The sequence below is a fragment of the Psychrobacter sp. CX18 genome (genome assembly GCF_057396215.1).
This window is the reverse complement of record NZ_JBXYJH010000010.1, coordinates 20,504-46,813: the sequence shown is the minus strand read 5'-3', so window position 1 is coordinate 46,813 and position 26,310 is coordinate 20,504. Positions and strand designations below refer to the sequence as shown.

At 41.6% G+C, this 26,310-nt stretch carries 21 protein-coding genes; 9 read left to right on the top strand and 12 right to left on the bottom strand.

Features of this window, described 5'->3' with window-relative positions:
* Positions 1–9: 9 nt before the first annotated feature.
* On the top strand, positions 10–1,497 hold the full coding sequence (locus AC2SLT_RS08745; protein ID WP_486547279.1) for an amidase: 1,488 nt from the start codon (positions 10–12) through the stop codon (positions 1,495–1,497).
* 509 nt (positions 1,498–2,006) lie between these two features.
* Here AC2SLT_RS08745 and AC2SLT_RS08740 read toward each other — a convergent pair.
* From AC2SLT_RS08740 to AC2SLT_RS08715, 6 genes are all read right to left on the bottom strand, one after another.
* Positions 2,007–2,555 (bottom strand): RNA 2'-phosphotransferase, encoded by a 549-nt coding sequence (locus AC2SLT_RS08740; protein WP_486547278.1) that lies wholly within the window; start codon positions 2,553–2,555, stop codon positions 2,007–2,009.
* A 41-nt stretch (positions 2,556–2,596) separates the two neighbouring features.
* Complete coding sequence (locus tag AC2SLT_RS08735) at positions 2,597–2,971, bottom strand: DUF6559 family protein (RefSeq protein ID WP_486547374.1); 375 nt, start codon at positions 2,969–2,971, stop codon at positions 2,597–2,599.
* A gap of 379 nt (positions 2,972–3,350) precedes the next feature.
* Positions 3,351–4,508 (bottom strand): RNA 3'-terminal phosphate cyclase, encoded by a 1,158-nt coding sequence (gene rtcA, locus AC2SLT_RS08730; protein ID WP_486547277.1) that lies wholly within the window; start codon positions 4,506–4,508, stop codon positions 3,351–3,353.
* A 21-nt stretch (positions 4,509–4,529) separates the two neighbouring features.
* Positions 4,530–5,852, bottom strand: coding sequence for an AAA family ATPase (locus AC2SLT_RS08725; protein WP_486547276.1), 1,323 nt, complete (start codon positions 5,850–5,852; stop codon positions 4,530–4,532).
* Positions 5,853–6,041: 189 nt separating this feature from the next.
* Entirely contained in the window at positions 6,042–6,485 is a 444-nt protein-coding gene (locus tag AC2SLT_RS08720) for a hypothetical protein (protein ID WP_486547275.1), read from the bottom strand.
* A 183-nt stretch (positions 6,486–6,668) separates the two neighbouring features.
* Positions 6,669–7,949, bottom strand: coding sequence for an RtcB family protein (locus AC2SLT_RS08715; protein WP_486547274.1), 1,281 nt, complete (start codon positions 7,947–7,949; stop codon positions 6,669–6,671).
* A gap of 603 nt (positions 7,950–8,552) precedes the next feature.
* On the opposite strand from AC2SLT_RS08715, the gene AC2SLT_RS08710 reads away from it, so the two are divergent.
* Together AC2SLT_RS08710 and AC2SLT_RS08705 are read left to right on the top strand one after the other, a co-directional pair.
* On the top strand, positions 8,553–10,319 hold the full coding sequence (locus tag AC2SLT_RS08710; protein ID WP_486547273.1) for an RNA repair transcriptional activator RtcR family protein: 1,767 nt from the start codon (positions 8,553–8,555) through the stop codon (positions 10,317–10,319).
* A 410-nt stretch (positions 10,320–10,729) separates the two neighbouring features.
* Positions 10,730–11,122, top strand: coding sequence for a hypothetical protein (locus AC2SLT_RS08705; RefSeq protein ID WP_486547272.1), 393 nt, complete (start codon positions 10,730–10,732; stop codon positions 11,120–11,122).
* Between the two features lie 334 nt (positions 11,123–11,456).
* On the opposite strand, the gene AC2SLT_RS08700 is transcribed toward AC2SLT_RS08705, so the two are convergent.
* Together AC2SLT_RS08700 and AC2SLT_RS08695 are read right to left on the bottom strand one after the other, a co-directional pair.
* Positions 11,457–11,954 carry a hypothetical protein gene (locus AC2SLT_RS08700; protein ID WP_486547271.1) on the bottom strand — a complete coding sequence of 166 codons (498 nt, stop codon included), beginning with the start codon at positions 11,952–11,954 and terminating at the stop codon, positions 11,457–11,459.
* Between the two features lie 306 nt (positions 11,955–12,260).
* Positions 12,261–13,028, bottom strand: coding sequence for a tetratricopeptide repeat protein (locus tag AC2SLT_RS08695; protein ID WP_486547270.1), 768 nt, complete (start codon positions 13,026–13,028; stop codon positions 12,261–12,263).
* Positions 13,029–13,213: 185 nt separating this feature from the next.
* On the opposite strand from AC2SLT_RS08695, the gene AC2SLT_RS08690 reads away from it, so the two are divergent.
* On the top strand, positions 13,214–13,393 hold the full coding sequence (locus AC2SLT_RS08690) for a hypothetical protein (protein WP_486547269.1): 180 nt from the start codon (positions 13,214–13,216) through the stop codon (positions 13,391–13,393).
* 130 nt (positions 13,394–13,523) lie between these two features.
* On the opposite strand, the gene AC2SLT_RS08685 is transcribed toward AC2SLT_RS08690, so the two are convergent.
* Positions 13,524–14,816, bottom strand: coding sequence for a BaiN/RdsA family NAD(P)/FAD-dependent oxidoreductase (locus tag AC2SLT_RS08685; RefSeq protein WP_486547268.1), 1,293 nt, complete (start codon positions 14,814–14,816; stop codon positions 13,524–13,526).
* A gap of 585 nt (positions 14,817–15,401) precedes the next feature.
* Here AC2SLT_RS08685 and acs point away from each other — a divergent pair.
* Both acs and AC2SLT_RS08675 read left to right on the top strand, forming a co-directional pair.
* Complete coding sequence (gene acs / locus AC2SLT_RS08680; RefSeq protein WP_486547267.1) at positions 15,402–17,348, top strand: acetate--CoA ligase; 1,947 nt, start codon at positions 15,402–15,404, stop codon at positions 17,346–17,348.
* 430 nt (positions 17,349–17,778) lie between these two features.
* The gene (locus AC2SLT_RS08675) at positions 17,779–19,020 is read left to right on the top strand and encodes an NAD(P)/FAD-dependent oxidoreductase (RefSeq protein ID WP_486547266.1); all 1,242 of its coding nucleotides are present in this window, start codon (positions 17,779–17,781) and stop codon (positions 19,018–19,020) included.
* Positions 19,021–19,092: 72 nt separating this feature from the next.
* On the opposite strand, the gene ribF is transcribed toward AC2SLT_RS08675, so the two are convergent.
* Positions 19,093–20,280 (bottom strand): bifunctional riboflavin kinase/FMN adenylyltransferase, encoded by a 1,188-nt coding sequence (gene ribF / locus AC2SLT_RS08670; protein WP_486547265.1) that lies wholly within the window; start codon positions 20,278–20,280, stop codon positions 19,093–19,095.
* Between the two features lie 228 nt (positions 20,281–20,508).
* Here ribF and AC2SLT_RS08665 point away from each other — a divergent pair, with 228 nt between their 5' ends.
* Positions 20,509–21,114 (top strand): GNAT family N-acetyltransferase, encoded by a 606-nt coding sequence (locus tag AC2SLT_RS08665; protein WP_486547264.1) that lies wholly within the window; start codon positions 20,509–20,511, stop codon positions 21,112–21,114.
* Positions 21,115–21,238: 124 nt separating this feature from the next.
* Here the strand turns inward: AC2SLT_RS08665 and AC2SLT_RS08660 are convergent, their stop codons facing one another.
* A complete protein-coding gene (locus AC2SLT_RS08660; RefSeq protein WP_486547263.1) occupies positions 21,239–22,516 on the bottom strand; it encodes a cation:proton antiporter in 1,278 nt (425 codons plus the stop codon).
* A 187-nt stretch (positions 22,517–22,703) separates the two neighbouring features.
* Complete coding sequence (locus AC2SLT_RS08655; RefSeq protein WP_486547262.1) at positions 22,704–24,425, bottom strand: YihY/virulence factor BrkB family protein; 1,722 nt, start codon at positions 24,423–24,425, stop codon at positions 22,704–22,706.
* Positions 24,426–25,140: 715 nt separating this feature from the next.
* Between AC2SLT_RS08655 and wrbA the strand changes: the two genes are divergently transcribed.
* Both wrbA and AC2SLT_RS08645 read left to right on the top strand, forming a co-directional pair.
* Positions 25,141–25,779 carry an NAD(P)H:quinone oxidoreductase gene (wrbA, locus tag AC2SLT_RS08650; RefSeq protein WP_486547261.1) on the top strand — a complete coding sequence of 213 codons (639 nt, stop codon included), beginning with the start codon at positions 25,141–25,143 and terminating at the stop codon, positions 25,777–25,779.
* A 3-nt stretch (positions 25,780–25,782) separates the two neighbouring features.
* Positions 25,783–26,241, top strand: coding sequence for a hypothetical protein (locus AC2SLT_RS08645; protein WP_486547260.1), 459 nt, complete (start codon positions 25,783–25,785; stop codon positions 26,239–26,241).
* Positions 26,242–26,310: the final 69 nt, after the last annotated feature.

The following is a 26,310-nucleotide window of genomic DNA, read 5'->3' as shown; positions in this document are numbered from 1 at the left end:
GGGAACGCTATGTTTAAAGAATACCCGCAGTATGATGCTATAGGATTGGCAAACTTAATCAAATCTGGTGAGATTGGTGCTAAAGGGGCTCTTGAAGCCGCTATCCACCTCGCTAATAAACTGAATCCCAAGCTTAATGCCATTATTCACCGCTTTGATGAACGCGCTTTTAAGGCTGCCCAAGAGGGTTTGCCCCAAGGGATATTTACAGGTGTTCCTTATTTACTTAAAGACTTAAACTTCTTATTTGCAGATGAACCAATAAAGCTGGGCAGTCGTAGCGTCCATATTGTGCCACAAAATGACAATGAGATAGTCAGACGAATGCGGCAGTCAGGGGTCAATACTTTTGGTAAAACCAACACCCCAGAGTTTGGTCTTATGATTACCACAGAACCAAAATCCTTTGGTCCCACCCACAACCCCTTCAAAAAAGGATACAGCAGTGGCGGCTCATCAGGGGGCAGTGCAGCAGCGGTAAGCTCTGGCATCGTACCTATGGCAGGCTCAGGAGATGGCGGTGGCTCTATTCGTATCCCTGCAGCATGGTGTGGGGTATTCGGATTTAAACCCAGTCGTGGCCGCAATCCTAGTGGGCCTCTATTTGGCGAAAGGTGGGAGGGGGCAGTAACTGACCATGTTATCAGCCGTAGCGTACGTGATAGTGCCGCTATGCTAGATGCAACAGCAGGGCCAGAGATTGGCTCAGCATTTATTATCGAACCGCCTCAAGGTAGTTTCCTTCAAGCTTCTAAGACCCCGCCCAGACCTCTCAAAATTGCCATCATGACAGACCCATTATTCCCCGGTGCCAAGACGGAAAAGCAAGTCCTGAGTGTCTTAAAAAGTACCGGTGAACAGCTTGAAAGCATGGGTCATCAGGTATCTTATGACAGTCCGATGATAGATATAGATACCATGTGGCGAGATTTTTTCACCGTTGTCTGTGCACATACCGCTTATATCGTAGAGGATTTAGGCCAGCGTCGGGGTAAGCATCAAGTCGCCAATCTTGAGCCACAGACCCGCAATATGGCCATGATAGGGCGGTCATTAAATGTCTTAGACTTGCTTAAGGCAAAGCAGGGCTGGCATGACGTTCAGTATCAGACAGGATTATTACTTGAGCGATATGACATGATTTTATGTCCGACCGTGCCCACCCCTGCAGTCAAGCATGGCATCTTGTATCCGAGCCGTATAGACGAGCTAATGATGAATGTCACTGGGCTGGTGGAAAAAGGCGTTAATCTTGGTAAATGGATTCACAACTCAAGCTTAATTGAGAAGCTCAGTGCCTCCGTCCTTAGCAAAATGTCTTTTACAATGCTAGGCAATATCACAGGACTGCCCGCTATGTCCGTGCCTCTGGGTATGAGCACAAAAGGCTTACCAATTGGCATGCAATTTATCGGACGCATGAATGATGAAGTGACCTTGTTTTCATTGGCAGGCGAGCTTGAGCGGGCAGGTTTATTTACCGAGCCTGCGTTTTAAGCTTTAAGTAGTGGAATGTGGTTGTTAGAGGATGATTGTGAGAGGAGGATTGTTATCGTTAGAGCGTTAAAGTTTGATTGTCGTCGGTTGATTGAAATGTCTGTATAGGAAGCTAATCCCGCTTGTCGCTACTATCTGCCAGTCTCGGTAATGCGTTTGCTAAGGTTGTGTCGTGTCGCTTGCTTCACGTCGCCACGACTCAACCAAGCAACGCAATATGCCAATCCTAGCAGTATATCCGCTGTAATCGGGGCTAAAAAGCCATGTTAGGGCAGGGTGCATAGTGTTTAAATAGATTTGCTTAAGTTTAAGGCTTTTGAAGTTTATCCCTAGCCCTGAGAAGATTAACTGAATAGAAAAAAGAAGATCATATTCTTTTTTAGATTAAAGGTGGGTTTTAATATCGTAAGCTCTAATATGTCTTTAAGTTAGCGTTATATTTGCAAAACGCTTAGATTCCCTATAAAAAGTAACGTACTTTTAAAAAATACGTGTAACTCCGGTCATTGCTATTCAATTACAGTGATATAGGTTGATGGGACGGTCAATGTCAGCCAAACATTATTTTCAGCTTGATAAAACTTATATCCATCTACCTGCATTTTTTGACTGTCAATATTTAATACTACGGGTTTTCCATAACGCATCCCTGTCAGCCTTGCGGTATTGATATCTTCGGTTAAATGTACATACTGTCGCTCTTTAGGGATAAGTCCTTGAGTGTTAATACTCTCAATAAAGCGCTTAGCTGTATCATGTAGTAAATGAGGAGGAGGCACGGCTTTAGTCAGCTTTAAGTCGACTGTTGTTAGTGAGTGACCCTGCACAGCTCGAATATATTGCCGATCCTCAGACAGCGAAAATCGTCCTTTGGCATCTTCTTTAACAATGACAAAAATGTCTTCTAAGTTTAGGGTCTGACCTGATTTATTGGCCAGTTTAATCAAATCACTTAGCTTCGCCCAACCTTGAGCGTCGAGTGTTAATCCAATGGAGTCTGGCTTATGACGTAATATATAGCTTAAAAATTTGCTCTGATTAACGTTGTCTTTATTCATAGTTTTTGGCTTCTTATTAGGGGTAGCGAGTGTTCCGCCTGTTATTTGCGAGCGTTCCTTGCATTATTGACTAGAGATTGAATTAAACCATCTTCTTTGCTATTTATATCTATCTCACCTTCAACATCGAAGTTATCAAACGGTATACTGGTATTATAAGAATCAGATAGGGCATCTATCATCTTTGGCGTAAATTCTGTATTACCATTGAAATAGCTATCTGCAATATCCGTTTTTACTGCCTCATAATCTAAAGGTTCAGACACTTGTAGCACATAATCTTCTAAGTCGGTTCTATCACAATATAACACCATCGCATAGTATGTATAAAGACCCATTAATCCTGCTCGTTCTAAACTATTTTTTACTTGAGCGGGCGTGTAATATTCTGATTTGCCATAGTCCTTAGACAAAATCTTAGGTAGTTTAATAGGGTCTGTTGAACATTCAAATATTAGGACTGCTGATAGCTAAAATTGTTCCAAACTAGGCGTAAACCGACGATAATGTCTAGACCTTAGCTAGGTTTACAACAACGTTTGGGGCAATTTTAGCATCAGCCCTACGGGGCGGGGCTATTTTTTGCCAATATATTGCGAAATTTTCTAACTTAGACTGACTAAGCGTCAAAAACTTCCCTGCATATTGACTAAAAAATAGCCTCCGCCAGCTCCACATTTGAATGTTCAACAGACCCTAATATACGTTTTTATTTCCTTGTTCTTTTTTATAGTCTCTAACAATCGCATAAATGTGCTATTCCCTGTTATAAAGATCTGTGTCTGATATTAGATTCTAGCCAACCCTTACCAAATAGTTATCATCATCAATGCTTTCAAACTTAATGGCAACGGGCAGGAACTGTTCAATCATCCATGCTTGGGTTTTACTGTGCTCGCTAATGGTACGGGCGCTAAACTGTCCGCCTCCTGATAGCGCTAAGGGCAACAACAACTGATCGGTCAAAAACTCATCTACCAGTGCGTCTGTCTTCATCAAGTAGCGTTTTACCAGACCAGCGAAGCGGTTAGCAACTTTCTCCGCAGGCAGGCGTTTTTCTCCAAGTAAAGTAAAGACTTCTTGATGGGTTTGCAGAGGATTTTGATGTTGCTTTTGATTTTGATTTTGATGTTGCTTTCGTTGATCGCCACTCATTGAGTGATCAATCGCATGCGTCACAATGGCATAGCAACTATTGCCTTCACCGATGCCTTTTTGCTTATTTACCTGAGTGGTTAATAGAGCATCGTCTATCTCCAAATCTAACTTTAAAAGCCTATCTTTGGCATATTGAAGCTCACGTTGACAAATATCCCCTTCCAGATTCAAATGACTGGCAACCAGATGAATACCTAGCAATTCACCACGGGTGGTCAAGTTAAAAGGTGCCAAGTTTGCACGACGTAGAAAAGGCGTTATGGTCACCTTAATCTCACCACCACCGATTGGCGCATAGCCTGACTGTATCACCTCATACTTAACGTCCATGCCAAGCTTTGCCAAAACGGGCAAAAAGGCATGGATTAAAAAGTCAGCGGTGGGTGCCATCGGATTGTGCGTCCCGCCTTTAATAGACAGTGTCGATGGCGTCGTGCCACCCGCAAATAGCAGGGCAGGGAGTACGGTTTGAAGTACTAAGCTGGTGCTACCTGCCGATCCGATATCAAAGGTGTAATCGCCTGCCACCACGTTACTCGGTATAAACGTAAAGGCAGTGCTTTTGAGGTGAGCACCAGTAACCCTAGCGTTAGATATCTGCTGTGAGGCTTGAAGGCACATCAAGTGTTGACGCATAAGTCCCGGCTTGGCACGACCCGCACGAATATTAGTGACCTCAATCGGTGTGCCCGTCAGCATTGACAAAGCTAAAGCGGTACGGATAATTTGACCGCCCCCTTCGCCCGTATTGCCATCGATCTTAAGGAACTCTATTTTGTTATGAGGTACTGCCATAATAGACCCTTTGCCTCTCAACTATCGAATAAACCCAATCTTCGCTGTCTTTTTCACAATTTCACGATAGGTCTTATCGTTCAAATTGACCAATTCAGCGAGTGAAATAGGCGAATCAACAGTCATTGGTTCAGTTGGTTTTTCAGCATGTTTTTCATTTGATTTTTCAATAACTTTTTCAATTGACGAGTCTGAAGATTGAGCAGAATCTGACGTATCGGCTAACTCGCTGTCTTGTTCAGTCGTTTTGTTATCAGTCATTTCGTTATCAGGTGCGTCATTTTCGGCACCGTCTTCATCTTTTTCAGCATACTTCGTCAAATAAGCATTGGCTTTATCCGTTTCGAGCTCAAGAAATTTATATTCTGCAATCAAGCGACCCTTACGAAGTAGAGCAGGATCAATCTCTGATAAATCTGAGTTAAACGTACAAATTAACTGACATTCGAGCACATCTGATAGCATACCATCGGCAATGTTTAGGATCGACGCGACCATATCGGTATTGCTATTTTCAGGCGTGCGTTCACCAATATAGTTCTCACAGTCCTCAAGCACCAATACTGAATTTTTATTATCAATCAACAAAGTAATAAAGCTTGGGTCAGCAAGCATATGAATCATGGTACTTGGCACGAAAATAAACTTCTTCTCAGTCACTTGACTGGTCAACCACTTGATATAATTTGACTTTCCTGACCCTGCAATGCCGTGAAGTAGCACAATACCTTTATTAGTAGTACTGAGCGACTTCACAATATGGCGATGCACAGGCGGGAAATCATCGTTGTACATCAACTCCAAATCAATAGGATACGGTGTAATCTTATGCGTCTTAAGCTCAAATCCGTCATTGGTCTTAATCAAAATAGATACTTTGGGCTCATCGGGCTGGTATTTTTCGACAAACGCTTTAAAGAACACATCAACATCTGCTTTTACGCCGTCACGACCCTTGTCAAAATAGACACTTTCTAACTTTAGCAAGCCACTTTCGAACAATTCATTTTCATAATCGTTCGATAGATTGGTATTTAATACCACAAAAATCTCAAACTCTGGATGAAAATAACACAGCTCTTTTTCAAAAAATGAATTGGTTTTTTTTGAAAAGTCTAAGTGGGTAAAGTCGGTGCATTTCACCAAATCCTTTAGCTTTTCCTTAGCAATGACCAAGTCAGCATTAGCGACATAGACGCCACCAAATAAATGGTCAAGCAAGTCGCTATAAGGTTGATACTTGGTTGCCCATATACGGTTGTCTACAATCACACGATTATAATCTTGATGATCCGCCATTAAATATTGACGATCCACATAAAACTTTGATTCTAAAATCTTCATAACTCACCATAAATTAGCCTAAAACGTAGAACGTTTCGGCCAGTTAATACTTTAAATAAACTGCGACATCATACCGTTTTACTGCGCTAAAGTCAGAATTAATCGATCAGACTTAATCGATCAGAATTGGCGGATAATATTGTTAATAAAATGGGGTTGTTTAAAGCTCTTAACCTAATGCCAGTTTCTTTATTTAACATAGTTAAAATACACATTTTCAAATAACATAAATTCAGTTTTAACCACGTCATTCACATTTATAGTCATTGACTTTATTGGCAATAACTTTTCCTCACCATTCCAAACCGTATAACTATCAAACTGAAAGCCTTTATTGACGATATTTTTTATCACTTGAAAAAGAAACTTTGTATTTAAAATATTTCCGTCGCTTTTCTCTTCTTCAAGCCAGTCTTGTAAACCAACAAATTCGTAGTCAAAAGCATTACCGTCATATATTCTAAAACCACAACTGCAACAATTGACACCGTAAGTAGCAAGGCGATAAACATTCTCATACTTAAGCTGGACTTTGTTTTCATCATCAACGGTTTGTTCAAAGTAAACATTGACTTGATTGAGTTTTGCCAAATCAATGGGATAGTCTGTACTTATCATGACTTCATAGCACATTTTAATCTCCCTATTCTTTCTTTATATGTAGCGTAGCTAAGATGGTGGACATGACTGGGTGAGAAGCACTGCTTCGCAAAATCCGTATTACGGCAATAACTGTATCGCTGTGCGTTGAACATGGGTAAGTGCGCCTTGCACGCTTACCTATATACCAACATGCCCATGATTGTATTAATTAAACTAACCCTTAACACACACCACTTGCCGCAACGTATGTACCACTTCGACCAAATCACTTTGCGCGGCCATCACATCTTCAATGTCTTTGTAAGCGGCGGGAATTTCATCAATCACATCTTTATCTTTACGACATTCCACGCCCTCAGTTTGAGCAATTTGATCATCCACAGTAAAGGTTTTTTTCGCCTCAGTGCGGGACATAATTCGACCAGCACCATGTGAGCAAGAACAAAACGATTCTTCATTACCCTTACCCCGTACGATAAAGGATTTGGCACCCATCGAACCGGGAATAATACCGTATTCGCCCATTTTGGCACGTACCGCCCCTTTACGAGTGACGAATACTTCTTCGCCATAATGCTCTTCTTTTGCCACATAGTTGTGGTGACAGTTGACGGCTTTGACTTTGGCATCAAAGGGTTTGGCTATTACTTCGCGTAGTGCTTTAATGGCTTTTTCCATCATGATTTCACGGTTTTTAAACGCAAAGCGCTGTGCCCAACCCACCGCAAACCAATAATCTTCAAAATGTTCGGTACCCTCAGCAAAATAGGCCAAGTCTTTATCGGGCAAGTTAATAAACCATTTACGCATGTCCTCACGTGCCAACGCGATAAAGTAACGTCCGATGGCATTACCAACACCGCGCGAGCCAGAGTGCAGCATAATCCACACCTGATTGGTCTCATCTAGACACACTTCAACAAAGTGATTGCCCGTACCTAGCGTTCCCAAGTGGTTTAGGTTGTTGGTGTTTTTGAGGCGAGGGTGCTTTTGACAAATATAGTCAAAGTCAGCCTTCAACTCACCCCAACCGTTTAGCACCGATTCATCAGGGTTTGACCATGCGCCCACGTCTCGGCGTGAGCCCCGACCACGGGTTTTGCTACGACCGTGTGGAATGGCTTTTTCAAGCTCAACCCTTAGACCACGCAAGTTATCGGGCAAATCCTCTGCCGTAAGGGTGGTTTGTACTGCCATCATGCCACAACCGATATCGACACCAACCGCCGCAGGGATGATCGCTTCTTTGGTCGGCAATACTGTACCGATAGTTGCGCCAATACCGACATGCACATCGGGCATCACCGCAAGCCATTTATAGATAAAAGGCATTTGCGAGGCTTTGATCAGTTGCTCGTGTGCTTTTGGATCGACAGGAACGCCTTTGGTCCAAAGCCTGATAGGGGCGCCACCGTTTTGAATGACATTATGGTTTGATGGTCGTGTTGTTGTTTGAGTGGATTTTTGAGTAATTGTTTGAGTCGTTGTTTGCATTGTTGGCTCCTTCGTAGCTATAGCTATGTTTAAACACTTATTTTTATAATTTGTTTTTACTTACAAGTCTAATATTGCGAAGGGCATGCCAAGTTATTAATAAGGTTAGATGATTTCTTATAAGATATTGAATTTATTAATAAAAATATTTATTTTAGAATTTTGAATACTTAATGTTAATAAGATTGGGTAATATAAATTATAGCTTTAATTCTATTTTTATAGAAATATTTATATAATTACTTTTAATTATCGGTTATCTTAATTTCTAAGAATAACTAATATTAATAATTTTAAGACGTTCTCAACTATACAAATAGGACTTACGCTTAAATTTAATAGATGGTTACTGGTAATCTTTTATCTACGCAAGCTATACGTTAGTTTCAAAGGCCTAATAAACAAACTTCAGTCATTATTTTTATAAAACGCACATTAGGGTATGCAGAATATGTAGCGTGCGGTGTAGCGAAGCGAAACCCACGGCTTAAGCTTTGACTATTATAATCAGAGCATTACGCTAATGGCTTAAATTGTTTTTATTGCGTCTATTGCTTAAGTCCTAACAACCCAAGACAAATAATTAAATTCAAAGGTTTATAAATGACTAAAACGGCCGTCATCGGCTTTATCGGCACGACTTTAGACAACGGTTTTAATGACAAGCGTTGGCAACGTTGGCGCCCTACTGTCAGTATCTGTTTGCATGATGATTTACTCGTTGATGAGTTGCATATTCTCTATAGCCGTCAAGACAAGCGATTGCTAAATGTCATTACAGAGGACGTAAAGAGGGTCTCATCAAGCACTCAAGTCATCGCGCATCCCATTACATTACAGAATCCGTGGGACTTTGCTGACGTTTATGCCCAACTCTATGATTTTGTAGCAGACTTTGCGTTTAACGATGATACCGACTATTTACTGCACCTCACCACGGGTACACACGTTGCCCAAATATGCTGGTTTTTGTTGGTAGAAGCAGGGTTTATACCTGCCGATTTATTGCAAACTTCACCCTGTCCCAAGCCTGATAAAAATAACCCGCAAGGGCGCTATCAAATTATCGATTTGGATGTGTCTCGCTACGATGGACTGCGTGAACGCTTTGAAGCCGAAAAAGCGCAACATTGGCAGACCCTGCAAGCCAATCTCATTACTCAAAATAAAGCCTATCAACAGCTGATTGAAGACATAGAAAAAGTAGCGACTCGCTCAACCGCCCCTATTTTATTGATGGGCGCCACAGGGGCAGGTAAGTCGCAACTGGCGAGCCAAATTTATGCGCTCAAAAACACTAAGGCCAACAGCAAAGCAAACACCAAGTCAAGCACCAAGTCAAATAGCGAAGCTAACACTAATACCACCAAGCAAACCACCAAGCAAACCACCCAGCAAACCACTCCGCAAACCGCCAAGTATAACCAAACCCTAGGTAGATTCGTCGAGGTGAACTGTGCGACCTTGCGAGGTGATACCGCCATGAGTGTGCTGTTCGGTCACGTCAAAGGGGCGTTTACTGGGGCGCAAACCAACCGTGACGGGCTATTAAAATCCGCCGATGGTGGGGTATTATTTCTCGATGAAATCGGTGAGTTGGGGCTAGATGAACAAGCCATGCTACTGACAGCGTTAGAAGAACAACGCTTCTATCCTGTGGGCAGTGATAGCCCAGTGTCCGTCTCGTTTCAGCTAATGGCAGGTACGAATAAAGACCTGCGACAGGCAGTGGTAGATGGAGACTTTCGCGCTGATTTGTTTGCCCGCCTTAATACGTGGACGTTCTTTTTACCCTCGCTTAAAGATCGATTAGAGGATTTGCCTGCCAATATAGATTATGAGCTGGCACGATTGGGTAGTGAGGATCAACATCAATATCGGTTTGAGAAGTCGGCTCGCAAATTGTATGAAGCGTTTGCCACCAGTGAGCAAGCGACATGGCAGGGCAACTTTCGGGATTTATCCGCGAGTATGATACGGCTCACCACGTTAGCGGATAGCAAGGTCATTAGGACTGAGGATGTAGAGGCTGAGATTGAGCGATTGAGTCATTTGTGGTCGTTACCAGAGGGTAGGAGCGCTACCAAAAATAGCCTAAGTAAAGAGGAGTCTATACATTCATTACAACTTGAAACCTCAAGTGAGGCCCTATTAAACAAGCTGTTGGGTTCAGACAGTATTGAGGCGATTGATCCCTTTGATAAAGTACAGCTAGCTTATGTGATTTCAGTATGTCGTCAACACAAAAATCAGGCCTCGGCAGGGCGTTATTTATTCGCCAACTCCCGTGATAAACTCAAAAACCCGAATGACAGTGATAGATTACGCAAGTATTTAATGAAGTTTGGGTTGAAGTTTGAAGACCTTTAAGGTTCATATTTACGGGCTATTATTTCAAAGCATAATGCGAATATCGGTTCGTTTATGGAGCACCTCTCGCTTTTCGCTACTATCTGTACTATTGCATGAGGCGCGGGCTAAAGTTTATCAAGTCTCTTGCTTCGCGAGCCTTGCTAAACCAAGCCCTCACAACTCACGCAATCGTACAGTATATCCGCTACAATCGAGGCTAGCGGTGACATCGTTATCTTACCCCTATTACTCGTGGTTTGGATTTTATTAGTTTAAAATGTTGGGTGTCGTCAACTTCAACCAGTCTACTATTTCTTCATTTAGGTCAGCATAAAATGACAAGAATATAAAAAATGAATGAAAAAATACTCACATTCTTTAGATCCATTAAGGAAGTTTATTCTGCCTCTCCTAAGTACAATATAGCAATGGCAGTCTGTTTATTTGCTATCGGCATAATGCCCGCTATTAATGTATTTGCAACGGGTCAGTTGGTTTCGTTGTTTGAGAGTCCAGACTCTCAACATTCAATTATTATGGTCATAGTCATTTGGGGAGTCAGTATGCTACTGCCCACTTTACTGACGCCCCTCGTAAATTATCTACAGTCCCATATCAATCAACTGGTTACAAATAGGGTAATCACCCAAATTATGAGCAAAAACGCCTCTTTTAAAGGTTTGCATGCTTATGATAATGTCAAAATTCAAGATGCGACAGCCGTTCTAAAAAACCAATCTAAATTCAGACCCACTAACTTCTCCGTGAATTTAGTCATTATTATTAGAGAGGGCGTCACAGTTTTAGCAAAAAGCTTTTGAATGGTATGAAAGAGCAGCTAAACAAGGATCTTCCAATGCTTAACATAAACTTGCATCGATGTATAATGTTGGTGATGGGGTACTTCAGAACAAATACAAAGCCAAATATTATTTTGGACAGTCTGGTGATAATGATGACCAGAAAGGGTGTGATTCTTATATAGCACTTGACCAGCGTAGTATATAATAATTGATATTAATTATATGAATAAGTCACTTCGCCTAACAGACCATATGTTAAACAACTCTTAAAAAGTTTTTTAGACAGAGAAAGAGACTGAAAAGTCCCTTTTTAGGGACTTTTTTAAACTGATGATAAATGTAAGAATAGAATTTATTTGTTATTTTTAGGGTTGTCTCCAATAATTCTTTCCAATAAACTTCGAGGACGAGTTCTATTGTAGTGGTTGTTTGATGAGTTTATAGCTGTAGAAAAGGCTGCTAATGCACTAATAGTCACACCTAATGCTGTCACTGCTGTATTGAGCCTAGATGTCTTATGAGTCTCTTTAATAGCGGTGTCAGCAACCTTGGCAGTACCAGCTGCATCCAGTTTATCTAAATCTAGTTTATTAAAGATATCTATAATTTGGTTGTGAGATAATTCCTGAAAACGTACTGCATTATTTGCTATTACTGTTCCTGTTTGAGAAGTGAGTTCAATTGCCTTAGCATAAAACTGATTTGCTAGCTTCATATCAGACTCAGTCCATTCTTTTGGAGTAGATGTTTTCAAGTATTCTAGAGCAGCAGGGGCATACTTCATAAATTCCTGCGCAGTTTGTGATGCTATAGCGGCTTTTAAAATAGGGGTAGCGGTAGTAGGTAACATAATATTTTCCAAATGAAAATTATTTTTACAACAAATCTGGGGCTGTCATAGATAAGAAAAATTATTTCGGATAGCCTCTAAAATATTAATCAATACTTCTAGATTATAAATATAACTTTTGTTGGTTTATTTAGCAATACTTTGGAGTTAGCTATTCAGGAAAAATAAAATTTTCTAATTTCTCAAGAGCCTTAATAAGCTCCGAGTTAAGCTACTCTAGCCTATTACTTAATCAAAAAAATTCAGCTTTTAAAGTGTAGATAGATATTACCTAAGTTACTGTGAGTCAAACATGACTATAGAACCTTACTTAGGCATACCTTGAATAAGCTTTTTATAGGCATAGCAACCTCTCCGATAACCACTATTGCAAGACTCAATAAACCAATCTTCAGCCTTATAATAGTCCTGACGTACACCTTGACCTTCTTTGTACATCACTCCAAGAATAAAACTAGCTCTAGCGACTGCCTCATTGATTGTTTTTGTATTATTCTGAATTATGTATAGACCTTTATAGTTGTACTGATAATCTGTATTGTAACTATTGGCCGCTTTCGTAAGCCATTTAAAGGTTTTTTGATAATTCTGGTCTTGATAGTACGTAAATCCAAGGTTGTATTGAGCAGGGACGTACCCTTGATTAGCCGATTTTTGATACCACTCAATAGCTTTTTGATAGTCCTGACGTACGCCATAGCCATAATAGTACATAGCTCCAAGATCACTTTGAGCAAGGGCATAACCTTGATTGGCCGATTTTTGAAACCACTCAATAGCTTTTTGATAGTCCTTACGAACACCTTGGCCATGATTATACATAGCCCCAAGGTTGTATTGAGCAGGGGCGAACCCTTGGTTAGCTGATTTTTGAAACCACTCAATAGCCTCTGAATAGTCCTGATGAACACCTTGACCTCGTTCATACATAACACCAAGGTTGAATTGAGCATCAGCTATTCCTTGATTAGCTAACCGTTTATTTAGGTCATAATCCACTTCGGACCCGATAGCCGATACTGATAATAAGGTTGATAACAGAAGAATACATATCTTATTTTTTACTGGAGTCATTCTAAGCCTTTGTTATTATTTTTGGAAGACTACTTAGATTTTAAGAAAAAATATATCCTAGAGGAACTATTAAAATATACTTTATAAACCCTGAGTAGACCATTTAAAATAGACTAATATATAAAACTTGGGACTGTCATAGATAACCTAATTCAAACTACGATAAATACTAGCAAGAATCTGATGTGACCGCTAGCCCTGATAGTAGCGGTATCCTGTCGCAGATAATGGCGTTGCGGACTGTGGCTAGGGGAGGTGTCGAGGCAACAGCAACTCATCTAGACACGTTAGTACGCTCGCCATTACCAAGTCAGATACAAGCGCAGAGCAGGATTAGCTTCACTATTAATACCGAGAAAACTTAGAAAACTGGGATAATTGATAAGTTATAGTGATGATCTGATTATATTAGTAAAATTTAAGCCATGGGTTTCATTTCATTGCACCCACGCTACACGTTGAGCATACTATAATTTAGGTTTGACGATATCTTCGCTAAACCACTTCGCCACACGCTTTACCACTAGCCCAAGCCCATTGAAAGTTATAGCCACCTAGCCAGCCTGTGACGTCCAATACTTCACCGATAAAGTATAAGTTCGGCTGAAGCTTGCTCTCAAAAGTCTTAGAAGACACCTCGTCAGTATTGACGCCACCACGGGTGACCTCTGCGGTGCGATAGCCTTCTGTGCCTGAGGGTTTAATCGTCCAATTGTTTATTTTATCGCCAATGTCTTCTAACGTTTCATCTTTGATATTGGCAATTTCTTTGTCTTTGACATCAGACCAATGCAAGTCTTGCAATGCCATCAGTAGTTTCTTGGGGAAATGTTCGGCTAAGGCACTGCGAATCAGCTGTTTGGGGTGACTAGATTTAGCGTCAATCAGTAAGGCACTGACATCACTATTGGGTAACAGGTTAATGTGGATGGATTCGCCCACCTCCCAGTAGTTTGATAGTTGCAACATCGCAGGCCCTGACAGTCCTCTATGTGTAAATAACATAGGGCGAGGGAAGCTAATGCGCTCATTAAATGCCACCACATCTAAACTAATACCAGATAGAGATGCAATTGTTTCGCCAATTTTTCCGGTAAAGGTAAAGGGCACTAAGCCTGCCGAAGTGGTTAGGATATTATGCCCAAACTGGGTGGCAACCTCATAGCCAAATCCTGTGGCGCCCATTGTAGGGATAGATAATCCACCAGTGGCAATAACTAAGGAGGCACAGTGGATAGTACCTTTTGAGGTTTCAACGAGAAAGCCTTGTCCTTGTGACGCCTCGTTTTGTTTTATAGGCTTGATAGCGGTGACCGTGGTTTTTAATTGCACTTTAGCCCCAGCTTGAGCGCACTCGTCCAGTAGCATATTTAAGATGTCTTTTGAGGAGTCGTCGCAAAACAGCTGTCCATGCTCGCGCTCGTGATAGGGGATGCCATGCTTTTCGACTAAGCCAATAAATTCCCACGGGTTGTATCGTGTTAATGCTGATTTACAAAAATGAGCGTTGCTGCCGATAAAGTGCTCTGGTTCGACCACATAATTGGTGAAATTACAGCGTCCTCCGCCTGACATGAGTATCTTCTTACCCGCTTTATTGGCATGGTCAATGACCATAACCGAGCGTCCGCGCTGACCTGCAGTAAAGGCGCAGTATAGCCCTGATGCGCCAGCCCCTATGATGAGTGCATCTACGACGGTGGTTGTCGGTTGAGTGTTGGTACTGGTATTACGAGTTGTTTTCTGGCTATGTTTGGGAGCGTCTACGATAGTTTGGCTTGAGTTCATGAATTTGTCTTTTTTATAAAGTAAGGAGACTGTTTTAATAACGTGCTATGTTTAATAAGATTTCTAAAAGCGATGACAAATAGTGCTAACAATACAAAGGCTATAAAAACCATAAACAATATAGGCAGTTAGAAAAAATAACAGTTTACAACTGTAGCAAAATCTAGTAAAACTAGAAGGTACTAAAGTCACAGGGATAGGGCTTGGACAATTTAAATGGATGAAGGCGGTCAACGATACTTAAGCGCCTCCTTCAAGACCTTCAAGTTATTCCATTATCATAGACCTTATCAAACCCTTCCCAGACTGACTACAACGAACGCTTAACCCTTTTCTAATAAAAGCCTATTCTTGGTAGACTCGGTCAGGCGCATTAAACTTATTATTTGTCGCGTTTGATTTTTTACGTTTGGACTTGTCTTCTTTGATAGGTTAATTTCTAGTTTGGGTGTTAGATCCGTCAGCATAGATGATGAAACCTTTGCTATGGATCGCATTTTATCATGATAACACCGACACATTTTACACGGTGTTATGAAAGTTGCGTTATTTGAAATAATCGTTAATTAAAAAGGATTTTATAATATGAATAAATTTCCAGCTAGTGCTGAGTTTGCTGCTCAAGCCAATATCACCCCTGAAAAATATGCCGAGACCTATCAACAGTCCATAGAGTCGCCAGAAAGTAATGAAGCTTTTTGGGCGAAGCGGGCTGAGCTGGTTGATTGGATACAAAAACCAACGAAGATCAAAGATGTTAATTTTGACTTAGAGGATTTCAGGATTAAATGGTATGAGGATGGGGTGCTGAATGTGTCGGTCAACTGTATCGACCGTCATTTAGCGGATAATCCTTACAAGCCCGCCATTATCTGGGAAGGGGATCATCCCTCACTGCATAAGATTATTTCATTTAAAGAGCTGCATTCTGAAGTGTGCCGATTGGGTAATGCCATGCGCAAAATGGGCGTTGGCAAGGGTGATAGAGTTGTTATCTATTTGCCAATGGTGCCAGAGGCGGTGGTATCGATGCTGGCGTGTGCGCGTATTGGTGCTATTCATACCGTTGTGTTTGGCGGCTTTTCCGCTGAAAGCTTAGCAAGCCGTATTATTGATAGTCAAGCTAAGCTTGTGATTACTGCCGATGAAGGCACACGCGGGGGTAAGCATACGCCACTAAAGACCAATGTGGACAAAGCTTTGGATGTGGATGGTACAGAGTGCATCGAAAAAGTCATTGTGGTACACCGCACGGGTAATTCAGTGCCTATGAGTGGACGCCGTGACGTCTGGTATCATACGGTGATTGATAATGCAAAAGAGGAATGCGAGCCTGAGCCAATGAACGCGGAAGATCCGCTGTTCTTATTGTATACCTCAGGGTCAACGGGTAAACCGAAAGGCGTGGTTCATACCACGGGTGGCTACCTGACGTATGCGCTGTCTACCTTTAGAGATGTGTTTGATATCAAAGAGGACGATGTGTTCTGGTGTACAGCAGATGTCGGCTGGATTACAGGGCACAGTTATGTCACGTATGGTCCGCTCGCAAATGGCACAACGACGGTTATGTTTGAAGGGGTGCCACAGTATCCGACGTGGGCGCGTATTGGACAAATTATAGACAAACACGATGTCAGTATCTTATATACGGCGCCGACCGCTATCCGGGCAATGATGAAGGAGGGCGATGCCTATGTCCGTGAATCAGACCGCTCAAGTTTACGTCTGCTAGGCTCGGTGGGAGAGCCCATTAACCCTGAAGCATGGGACTGGTATCATAGCGTCGTCGGTGAAGGTCGCTGTCCTATTGTGGATACGTGGTGGCAGACTGAAACGGGGGGGGTGTTAATGGCGCCTATTCCTAATTCGGTGGATATGAAGCCGGGCGCTGCGATGAATCCGCTATATGGCATTAAGCCTGCGGTGGTCAATGCAGAGGGTGTGGAAGTAGAAGGCTCTGGTGAGGGTAACTTAATTATTACCGACGGTTGGCCAGGTCAGATGCGGACCATCTATGGCGATCATAAACGCTTCTTAGAGACGTATTATAGTGCATATCCTGGCAACTACTTCACAGGGGATGGGGTACTGCGTGATGAAGAGGGGCACTATTGGATTACGGGACGTGTTGATGATGTTCTTAACGTGTCAGGTCACCGCCTCGGTACCGCAGAAATTGAAAGTGCCTTAGTGTCGCATCCTGCTGCTGCCGAAACGGCCATTGTGGGTATGCCGCATGATCTTAAAGGTCAAGGTGTCTGCGCTTATATTGTCTTAAAACATGGAGAAGAGGACTCCGAGAGACTGCGTAGTGAGCTCAATCGCCATGTCCGTACTGAGATCGGCCCTATCGCAAACCTCGATGTGATATATATTGTTGATGCCCTACCAAAAACGCGTTCGGGTAAAATTATGCGCCGTATATTACGTAAACTGGCGACAGGCGAGTTTGAAGGTCTAGGAGACCTATCAACTTTGGCAGAAGCGAGTGTCGTTGAAGACTTAATTAATACGGTGAAATCCGCCTAAATCAGTTTAAACGTTAACGTATAGTCAAAGAAGTCTAAAATGGTTACGAGGCAACCGAGTGCAAGTACTACTAGAGTAGGCTTAACGAGGTTAACACTGTAACCGTTTAGTAGTTCGCTGACTATATATTAAAAACCATCGTCTACTCTAGCTAGGCGGTGGTTTTTTTGATAAATATAGTCAATGAACTTTAAAGTATAGTCATAGTCAGATATTTGAGATATAAGGCAACCGATTGCAAGTACTACTGAAGTAGGCATAACAAGTTAACGCCGTGACTCTTTATAAGTTCGCCAAATATACTGTTTTATTACAGTTTAAACGTTATACATGACGCTTTTGTTTGCTATTCTTAGGGGTTATTTTTATACGCTCATATAATTATTATATTACCCCTAACCAGTACCTACACTGAACGACGACATTCATTATGACGATAACCTCACAAGACACCTCCATGACAGACATACCAACATCAAATGATAGTGAAAATAATTCGACCCCAATTCAGATTGCTATTATTGGCGGTGGTCTGACGGGTTTAATGACGGCTCATCTATTGGAGCAGGCGTATCATCAAGCAGCGCAACCTATTCAAATTACAATCTTTGAAAAATCGGCTGGTGTAGGGCGTTTAGCGACTCGTTATAAAAAGCCAGATATAGTAGACGCTGAAATTAACAGTAAAGCTGAGGATACCCGTCAATGGCAGTTTGACTTTGGGGCACAGTTTTTTACTGCTAAAAGCCAAGCTTTTCAGTCTTATCTGTCTTACTGGCTAGAAGAGGGTGTGATTGAACCTTGGTTGGCGAACACCGCAGAAGTTAGCACATTGGATATTGCACTATTAAAATTTACGGGTCAATGGCATATTAATCAACCGCGCTATATTGGTAGCCCAAAGATGACCAGCTTTGGCCGCGCTATTGCCAGTCAATTAAAGCACACCACTATTCACTATAAAACCAGAATAGCGCCTTTATCTGATGAACTATTAGCAAATTTGCCAAATGAGTGTATACAGGATAAAAGGTTGTCTGATAGATCTTATCAAACACCAACCACCCAGCTTGTAGATGATCAAGGCAATGGTCTAGGTCGTTATGATTGGCTAGTATGTACGGCGCCTCAAGGTCAAGCCATTGAGCTATTTGAAGCGACAACGTTTGAGCACAATCAAGCCATGCGTCACCCTCAAATGTTGGCCTGTTATACGCTGATGTTGGGCTGGCTTGACGGTACTGAGGTGCCGCAAGCGTTAATAAATCCACAGTGGGATGTACTTGAAATCACAGATGATAGATTAGCTTTAGGTCGTGTGTTTGTTGAGCATCATAAACCTAACCGTAAAGACATCTTACCCAGTGTGACGATACATGCTAATAATGAGTGGGCTGAGGCGCATGTTGATGACGATATTGAGCAGGTGCAAAGAGAGTTGTTAAGAGAGGCCAAGCAGGTTTTTGGTTGGGATGATTCGTCGGCTCCTGAACACATAGATTGTCACCGTTGGCGCTATGCGGCGACCACACCACAGCAGACCAATACAGACTTGGTTTATTATGATGAAAAAAAACAGTGGATAGTAACGGGCGACTGGTGTGATGAAGGTCGTATTGAAAGTTGTTTTAAAGCGGCTAGTAGGGTCGTTGACTTAATTAAAGGCGAGTAGGTGTAAAATTCCCCTGATAAAAAGCAGTGCTTCTTACCTATTGAAAACTGGGGATTTTAACTTTTTCTATATTTAAGATTGTGCACTTTTACGCCAGGCGACTAAATCTATCACATCTTGCTGGATACCCGCTTTTAGCGCCTCAAGTCCGTCATATTTACGCTCTTCATGCAGATAGTGTAAAAACCTAACCTCTAAAGTTTTTCCGTATAAGTTGCCTGAAAATTCAGGGAAAAATACCTCAAGTCGCCAATCATTTGGCTTGTCAACAGAAGGGCGTATGCCAATGTTGGCGGTGCCAAACAAGCTATGAGGTCGTAGACCCTCAATACCAGTTTGATTGGGCTTGGCGATATTCTCAAAAGCATCGGTAACGACCTCACCAGCGTCATCCAAGACAACGACATCAACACCATAAACCCCGCGTAATGCAGGACGTAGACGGTTTAACTCAATATTGGCAGTTGGGAAGTCTAACGTACGACCTATTTTATCGCCGCTAACGACTTTGCCAATAATACTGTATGCGCGATTGAGTAATTGATTGGCAGTGTTTAAATCGCCTTTGTATAGCAGCTTACGAATTCTAGTCGAGCTGATACGATTATCTTCAGGGGCATAAGACTCTGTGGAGGCTTTGTCTTTATTAATATCAGTATCTTTATTATTTTGGCTATCTTCAATATTTTTGGTTTCTTTATTTAGGGCCTCAATATTTAGGGCATCAGTATTTAGGGCCTCAGTATTTAGTCCATCACTTTGGCTATCAGTAATGGTTTGCAGATTGGTCACTTGTAAGCCATAGTGACGCAAGAACTCACTATCACCGGTTCTATCATGGCCAAATTTAAAATCATCCCCCAGTACTAAGGCCGTGACATTTAATTTATGGGTTAATATATCGGCAAACTCTGTCGCTGATAGAGAGCGGAATGTCTCATTAAACTGAGCGATGACGACAGTATCAATGCCAAACTGTGTCAACAAAGCAAGTTTTTCATATTGAGAGGTTAGCCGCGCAGGTGCCGACTGCGGGTCACCTTTTAGTTTAGCAAAATACTCACGGGGTTGTGGTTCAAATATCATCACCATTGTCGCAAGATTGTGCTTTTTCGCCGTCGTTTTTAGCTGCTCAAGCATCGCTTGATGACCGAGGTGAACACCGTCAAAATTACCAATAGTCAGCACACTGGCTTTTGGCAAGTTATCGCCACCAATAAGAGAGTCAATTTGGTCTAAGTCTAAAAAAATTGTATTCATAAAGCCTTATCGATTAACACAATGAGTATACTTTAACCCAGTGTATGAAGTTCAGAATAATAAATGTTGTGCCAATATATATCAAAAAAATAGGTCACATTATAATGTAAAATCTAACGTAACGCTGTTGAAAACAACGCTAAAACGCTACTAAAAATAATGAAACTATTTATATCAGCGTGTTAGATGACCCTGTTTTATAACCCTAACTTTTAAAGACTAATGCTTATGTCTAATAACTCTAATAACTCTAAAAGTTCTAAAAACTGTATAAGTTATAATAATGAGCCGCCGATCATATTATCAAAACAACACGATAAAAAAGGTGACTCGTTTACTATTTCACTTGCTGCGGCGACTGATTTACCACAAATTGTGGATATTTATAACCAAAGTATCCTCACCAAACAATCAACCGCCGATCTTGAACCTATCACCGTGGCAGACAGACAAGTGTGGTTTGATGAGCATCGGTTACGTCCTGAGCGTCCGCTTTATGTTATCAAAAACGTACAGGGTGACGTACTGGCTTGGGGGAGCTTTAGTGATGTCAAAAGCCGCCCTGCCTATCGCATTAGTAGTGAAATTAGTATCTACGTGAGCAATCAATACCACCGCCGTGGTCTGGCTAGTTTGTTATTGCAGTGGATGCTATCGCAAGCGCCTAGTCTTGGTATTGAGCAGGTGCTTGCCCTAATATTTGCTCATAATACTAGTAGTATAGCCCTGTTCACTAAGTTTGGCTTTGAACACTGGGGCATATTGCCTAAAGTCTGTAATATGGGAGATTTTTTGGCAGATGTGACCATCATGGGCAAGTCTGTGGTTCGTTAAGAGCCCCATGCTCGTTATAATCTCAGATCATAACCTTCTATACGCCTAGTTTACTATAGTCTTAAAAGTATCTTTTGATTATAAAATCCTGAGAGTATTAAAAGCTAGTCTTTTAAAGCGCTTACTATTTGAGCACTTTAGTTTTTCGCTGTGTCGGTAGGTTTCGAGCCACTTTTCCTATGCTAAGCCCTTGTACTAAGATTGAGAAGATAACCACCGCATACGTTAAGGCTAGTAGGACATCTCTTTCAGGACCACTTGGCAACTGTAGAACCAGCGCAACCGAAATTCCGCCGCGGAGACCGCCCCAGGTTAGCACTTTCCAAGCACCAACAGGAAGATCAAGCTGTTTTCTCAAGCTTTTTGTGGTTAAGCCAACCACCACAAAGCGAGCCCCCAAGGCGATGATAATGGCCAATATTGCCGCGACAAATATATTGAAAGAGTAGGCGATAATAACGACTTCTAAGCCAATTAATACAAAAAGGATGGCGTTTAATATCTCGTCAATTAATTCCCAAAATAGATCGACATAATGACGTGTTTCATCACTCATGGCGTACGTACGTCCATGATTACCTAGCATTAGACCCATCATAACCATGGCTAAAGGTCCTGATAGATGGAAATGACTGGCCAATGCATAGCCTCCTAGCACGCCTGCTAAGGTCAGTAGCACTTCTTCTTGATAGCTATCAATACTTTTGAGTAAATAGTATAAAATGCCACCTAAGATTAAACCAAATAAAATGCCGCCACCCGCTTCAACAGCCAGAGTATGGACTACATAAGACATAGTGGGGATATCACCACTGGCCAAAATGCCTAGTAATAGCACAAATATCACCACGCCAATACCATCATTAAATAACGATTCACCAGCAATGACCGTCTCTAAACTTTTAGGTGCGCCAGCAGATGCCAATATTCCCATCACCGCTATAGGGTCTGTGGGAGAAATCAATGCGCCAAATAGTAAGCACCAAATAAAGCCCAACTCAAATCCAAGGAGTGGCATTATAAAATATACAGCAACCGCAATTAAAAAAGAGGAGACGATTGTACCAATACAGGCCAATACGCCAATAGGCAATTTATAGGTGCGTAAGTCAGTAATATTAACATGCAGGGCACCTGCAAATAACAACATGGACAGCATGCCATCTAGCAGAACTTCAGTAAAGTCTAATTCAGCCAATAAACCTTTTTCATAATCTATCAACTCATCAAAGCCAAGCAATCCTAGAAATATTGCCGCGATTGACACGACTAAGGAGATAACCATCACCCCAATAGTGGTCGGTAGACCAATAAAGCGCTGATTGATATAAGCGAGTAAGGCGGTAATACTTAAAAATATTGCACTTATTTCTAATATGGTTAGTCCTGTAGCATGCTCCATGATGTCTATTCTCATCCTAAGTATTTTATTGAGTTGATGTGTTTACTGAGTTGTATAGTCAGCGAACTACTAAACGGTTACGGCGTTAACCTTGTTAAGCTTACTCCCGTATTACTTGCTACTTGCACTCGGTTGCCTTGTAACCATTTTAGACTTCTTTGACTATAGTATGTGGTAGTCTGTCTCGTTATTTATCGGGATTGTCCTCTTCGGTAATAATGGGCTGATCTTTTTCATGTCTTAACAAAGAGAATAAGCCAGATTTTTGTTTCTTTTTAGATGTCGGCTTTATATCCTGATTGTTTAGTGGCTCATTGTTTAGTGGCTGATTGCTTTTAACCTGACTGCTTTTAACACTGCTGTTATTTATCTGGCTGATTGTCACATCACTACTTTTAACCTGACTATTTGTAACCTGACTATTTAAAGCGGCTAAGTCAGCATCAGGTGGGCTCGCTGCTTGCTCATCATCAGTATCGGCGACGGCATCTGCATCGGGGTCAAAGGGTTGAGCCTCAAATTTATCTTTGGCATTATTTTTTAAAGCTGGTTCATTGAGAGGTTGCTGATTATGACTAACCTCATTATGACCAACCTTATGACTGATAATATCATCCTTTACCCCTTCACCCTCGGAAGGCTCAATTCTTTGACGAGGTGGACTTTGAGAAAAGACTTGAGATAACGGAATATCAAGCTCGCTTTTAGCGCAGTTCTCAGTTTTAATAAAGCGCTGTATCAACATCGTCAGCCAAGGATATTGCAGATGAGACGGCATTTCCTCAAGCTCATCTTTAATGGGTAAAGGATAGGGCAGAGTACGGTAAAAATCCCATAACGTTATGTTATCGAGATCCTTTTTTAGAACATAGCAGCCGTCATCAGTGATGGTAATTAAATTACTGTCAGCAAGATAGTTGAGGTAGGTAAACCATTTGGGCAGCTCTTTTCGACCTAACACATCTCGCAGTTCTTGTTCAGAGGTTGCATCGCCTTCTTGATAGCGGTCATATATCAAGTTGAGCATATCGAGTAGACTCAGAAGAGGATGGCGAGGGTACACTTCCCCTGTCGCAAAGATGGTTAAGCTATAGCTGATCTCTACCCCGATGAGTATCAAATTCCAAGACAAATAAACCCATAATAAGAAGATAGGCAGTGCGGCAAATGCCCCATAGATAGCTTCATAACTGGTAAAGTTTGTCATCACAATACCAAAGGTATATTTGAGTAGCTCAAAAGTAACCGCCACAAACACACCAGCAATTGCAGCATTTTTTAGCGGTACTTTCGCCTTAGGGATAAACCAATACATGCCAATAAAGCCGCCGATAGTGACCGCGAAAGACACAATTTGTACCCAAAAGCCCCAGTCGATACCATAGCCTAGCACTTGTTGATTCAAGAAGCTTAAGCTTTGCACCGTACTTGACACAATAAATGCCGTTCCTAGAACCAATGGCCCTAAGGTAATAATAGTCCAGTATCGTAGGATGCTCTTTATGCCACCTGAGCGATTTTCAACACGCCAGATCTGATTGAAAGCACGTTCAATAGTTGTCAAAGTCATAATGGTAGTGATAAACAATGCCATTGCACCAATCGCAGTGAGATTGGTGGACTTTTCTGCAAAGTCGTCTATATACTGTGAGACTTGGATGCTTGATTGCGGCAACAAGTTACTATAGATTAAGTCTGATATTTGCTCTCGTACAGACTCTAAAGCGGGTATAGACGATAAAATCATCAACAGTACCGTTAAGATAGGCACAATTGATAATAACGTGGTATAGGTTAAAGAAGCTGCTTTTTGTTGGCAGTTATCTTTTAAAAAATTACGAACTAAAAAACGCAAAAAATTAAACCAGGTATGGTCATAAAAAGGCAGTTTCTTTAATAGTTTTTCCATAGCAATGTACTGAGTCTTATAAAATTGTGGCTAGTTTATCAAAATTTGGCTAAAGTCGGTTAAATATTCAAATATGTCCAAATCTATATCTGTTTGACAGACTTTATAAACCGTGAAAAGTATTTGTTTCATGAGGCGATGATAACGGATTATGACATAATAATGAGTGAACTAAACCGTCTAAATACCTCATTAAAAACATTTTTTGTGTAGACCTAGTGCTACTCATTTCTTAACTAAAGCCGTAGACAAAGAGTGACATCTCATCTTTAGTTATATTTTAATCTTAGGGCGTGTGGAACATTCGACCATGGCACTGGCGGAGACTATTTTTTAGTCAATATGCAGTGAAATTTTTGACGCTTAGTCATTCTAAGTTAGAACCCTAAATTTTTAAAAGCCGCCATATATTGGCAAAAAAGAGTCCCGCCCTCACTCGAGCATAGCTCTCACCTTGCGAACGGGCAAAGCAGTGCTTTGCTTAATCCGTTCTCAGGGCTGATACTAAAATTGCCCCAGACGTTGTTACAAACCTAGCCAAGGTCTAGACATTAGCGTCAGTTTGCGCCTAGTCTGGAACGATTTTAGCTATCAGCAGTGCTAACTTGCGAATGTTCCACACGCCCTAATATAGTCATGTAACGCCAAAAGTCGATCTTCATATGACTATTGAATGCTCAATAAATAAATACTAAATACGAGGAATGAAAAGAATATGACAGCTCAACTTGCCCCCACTGACACCGCGCCTGCCCATTATGTTCTGGTTTTATATTACTCACAGCATGGGACCACAAAAGAGATGGCCTATGCCATAGCGCAGGGTATCGAAGATGCGGGACTGACAGCGCGTATACGTACTGTACCTGCCGTCACTACCGAAACCAAAGTTGCTAAACCTGCCATTCCTGAGGAAGGCGATCTTTATTGCACCATGTCAGACTTAAAAAACTGTTCTGGACTGGCATTAGGCAGTCCCACGCACTTTGGGAATATGGCCGGGGCAATGAAGCACTTTTGGGATGAGACTGTGACCTTATGGTTGGCAGGCAATTTACAGAATAAGCCAGCCTGTGTATTTACCAGTACCGGATCATTGCATGGGGGTCAAGAGACGACCTTATTGACCATGATGATGCCACTTTTGCATCATGGCATGATGGTGTTAGGCCTGCCATATTCAAATCCAGAATTGGGACGTACCAATCGTGGAGGCACGCCTTACGGTGCCACTCATGTCAGTGGCAGCGCCCATGATCAGCCCGTGACTCAAGATGAGCGTAGTTTGGCGATTGCTCAAGGTAAGCGTTTGGCTCAAGCGACTCAAGCATTATCCAATGCCAAGTGGTCTTAGGTCATGGATAATAAGACCGAGAACAATGCGTCTGAGTCCAGCGGATCTAAAGGTAATTCAAGCGATTTGACGGGCATTGTTAAGATGCAAGCAAAATTGCGCGCAGGTTGGCTGGTATGGCTCATCTATCGAGGCTTAGCCCTTCCTATATTGCTTGGATTGTTGCTGAGCACTCAACCTAATATAATTGGGGGGATTGCTTGGCAGTGGCTGTGGTTAATCCCCGCCCTCGTTATCTCCCCTTGGATAGTAAAGGGTAAATCCCCTTATGTCCTCTTAATAAGTAGCATATTGACTTTAGTGTATTTTGGCGCCAGTGGTGTCACTTTGTTTGAAAGGTTTTACGACATTAACTTTAGTGTGCTGTGGGTATATTTGATTGATCTCGTACTACTGATATTGGTTAATTTGTGGTTATTCAAACTTCTAAAGCGTTTACCTTCAATGAATGGGCAAATCTAATAATTTCAAATTTTTTATTATAAATTAAGAGTGCTAGACATTGTAATCAAATTATAATAGTATTAATGA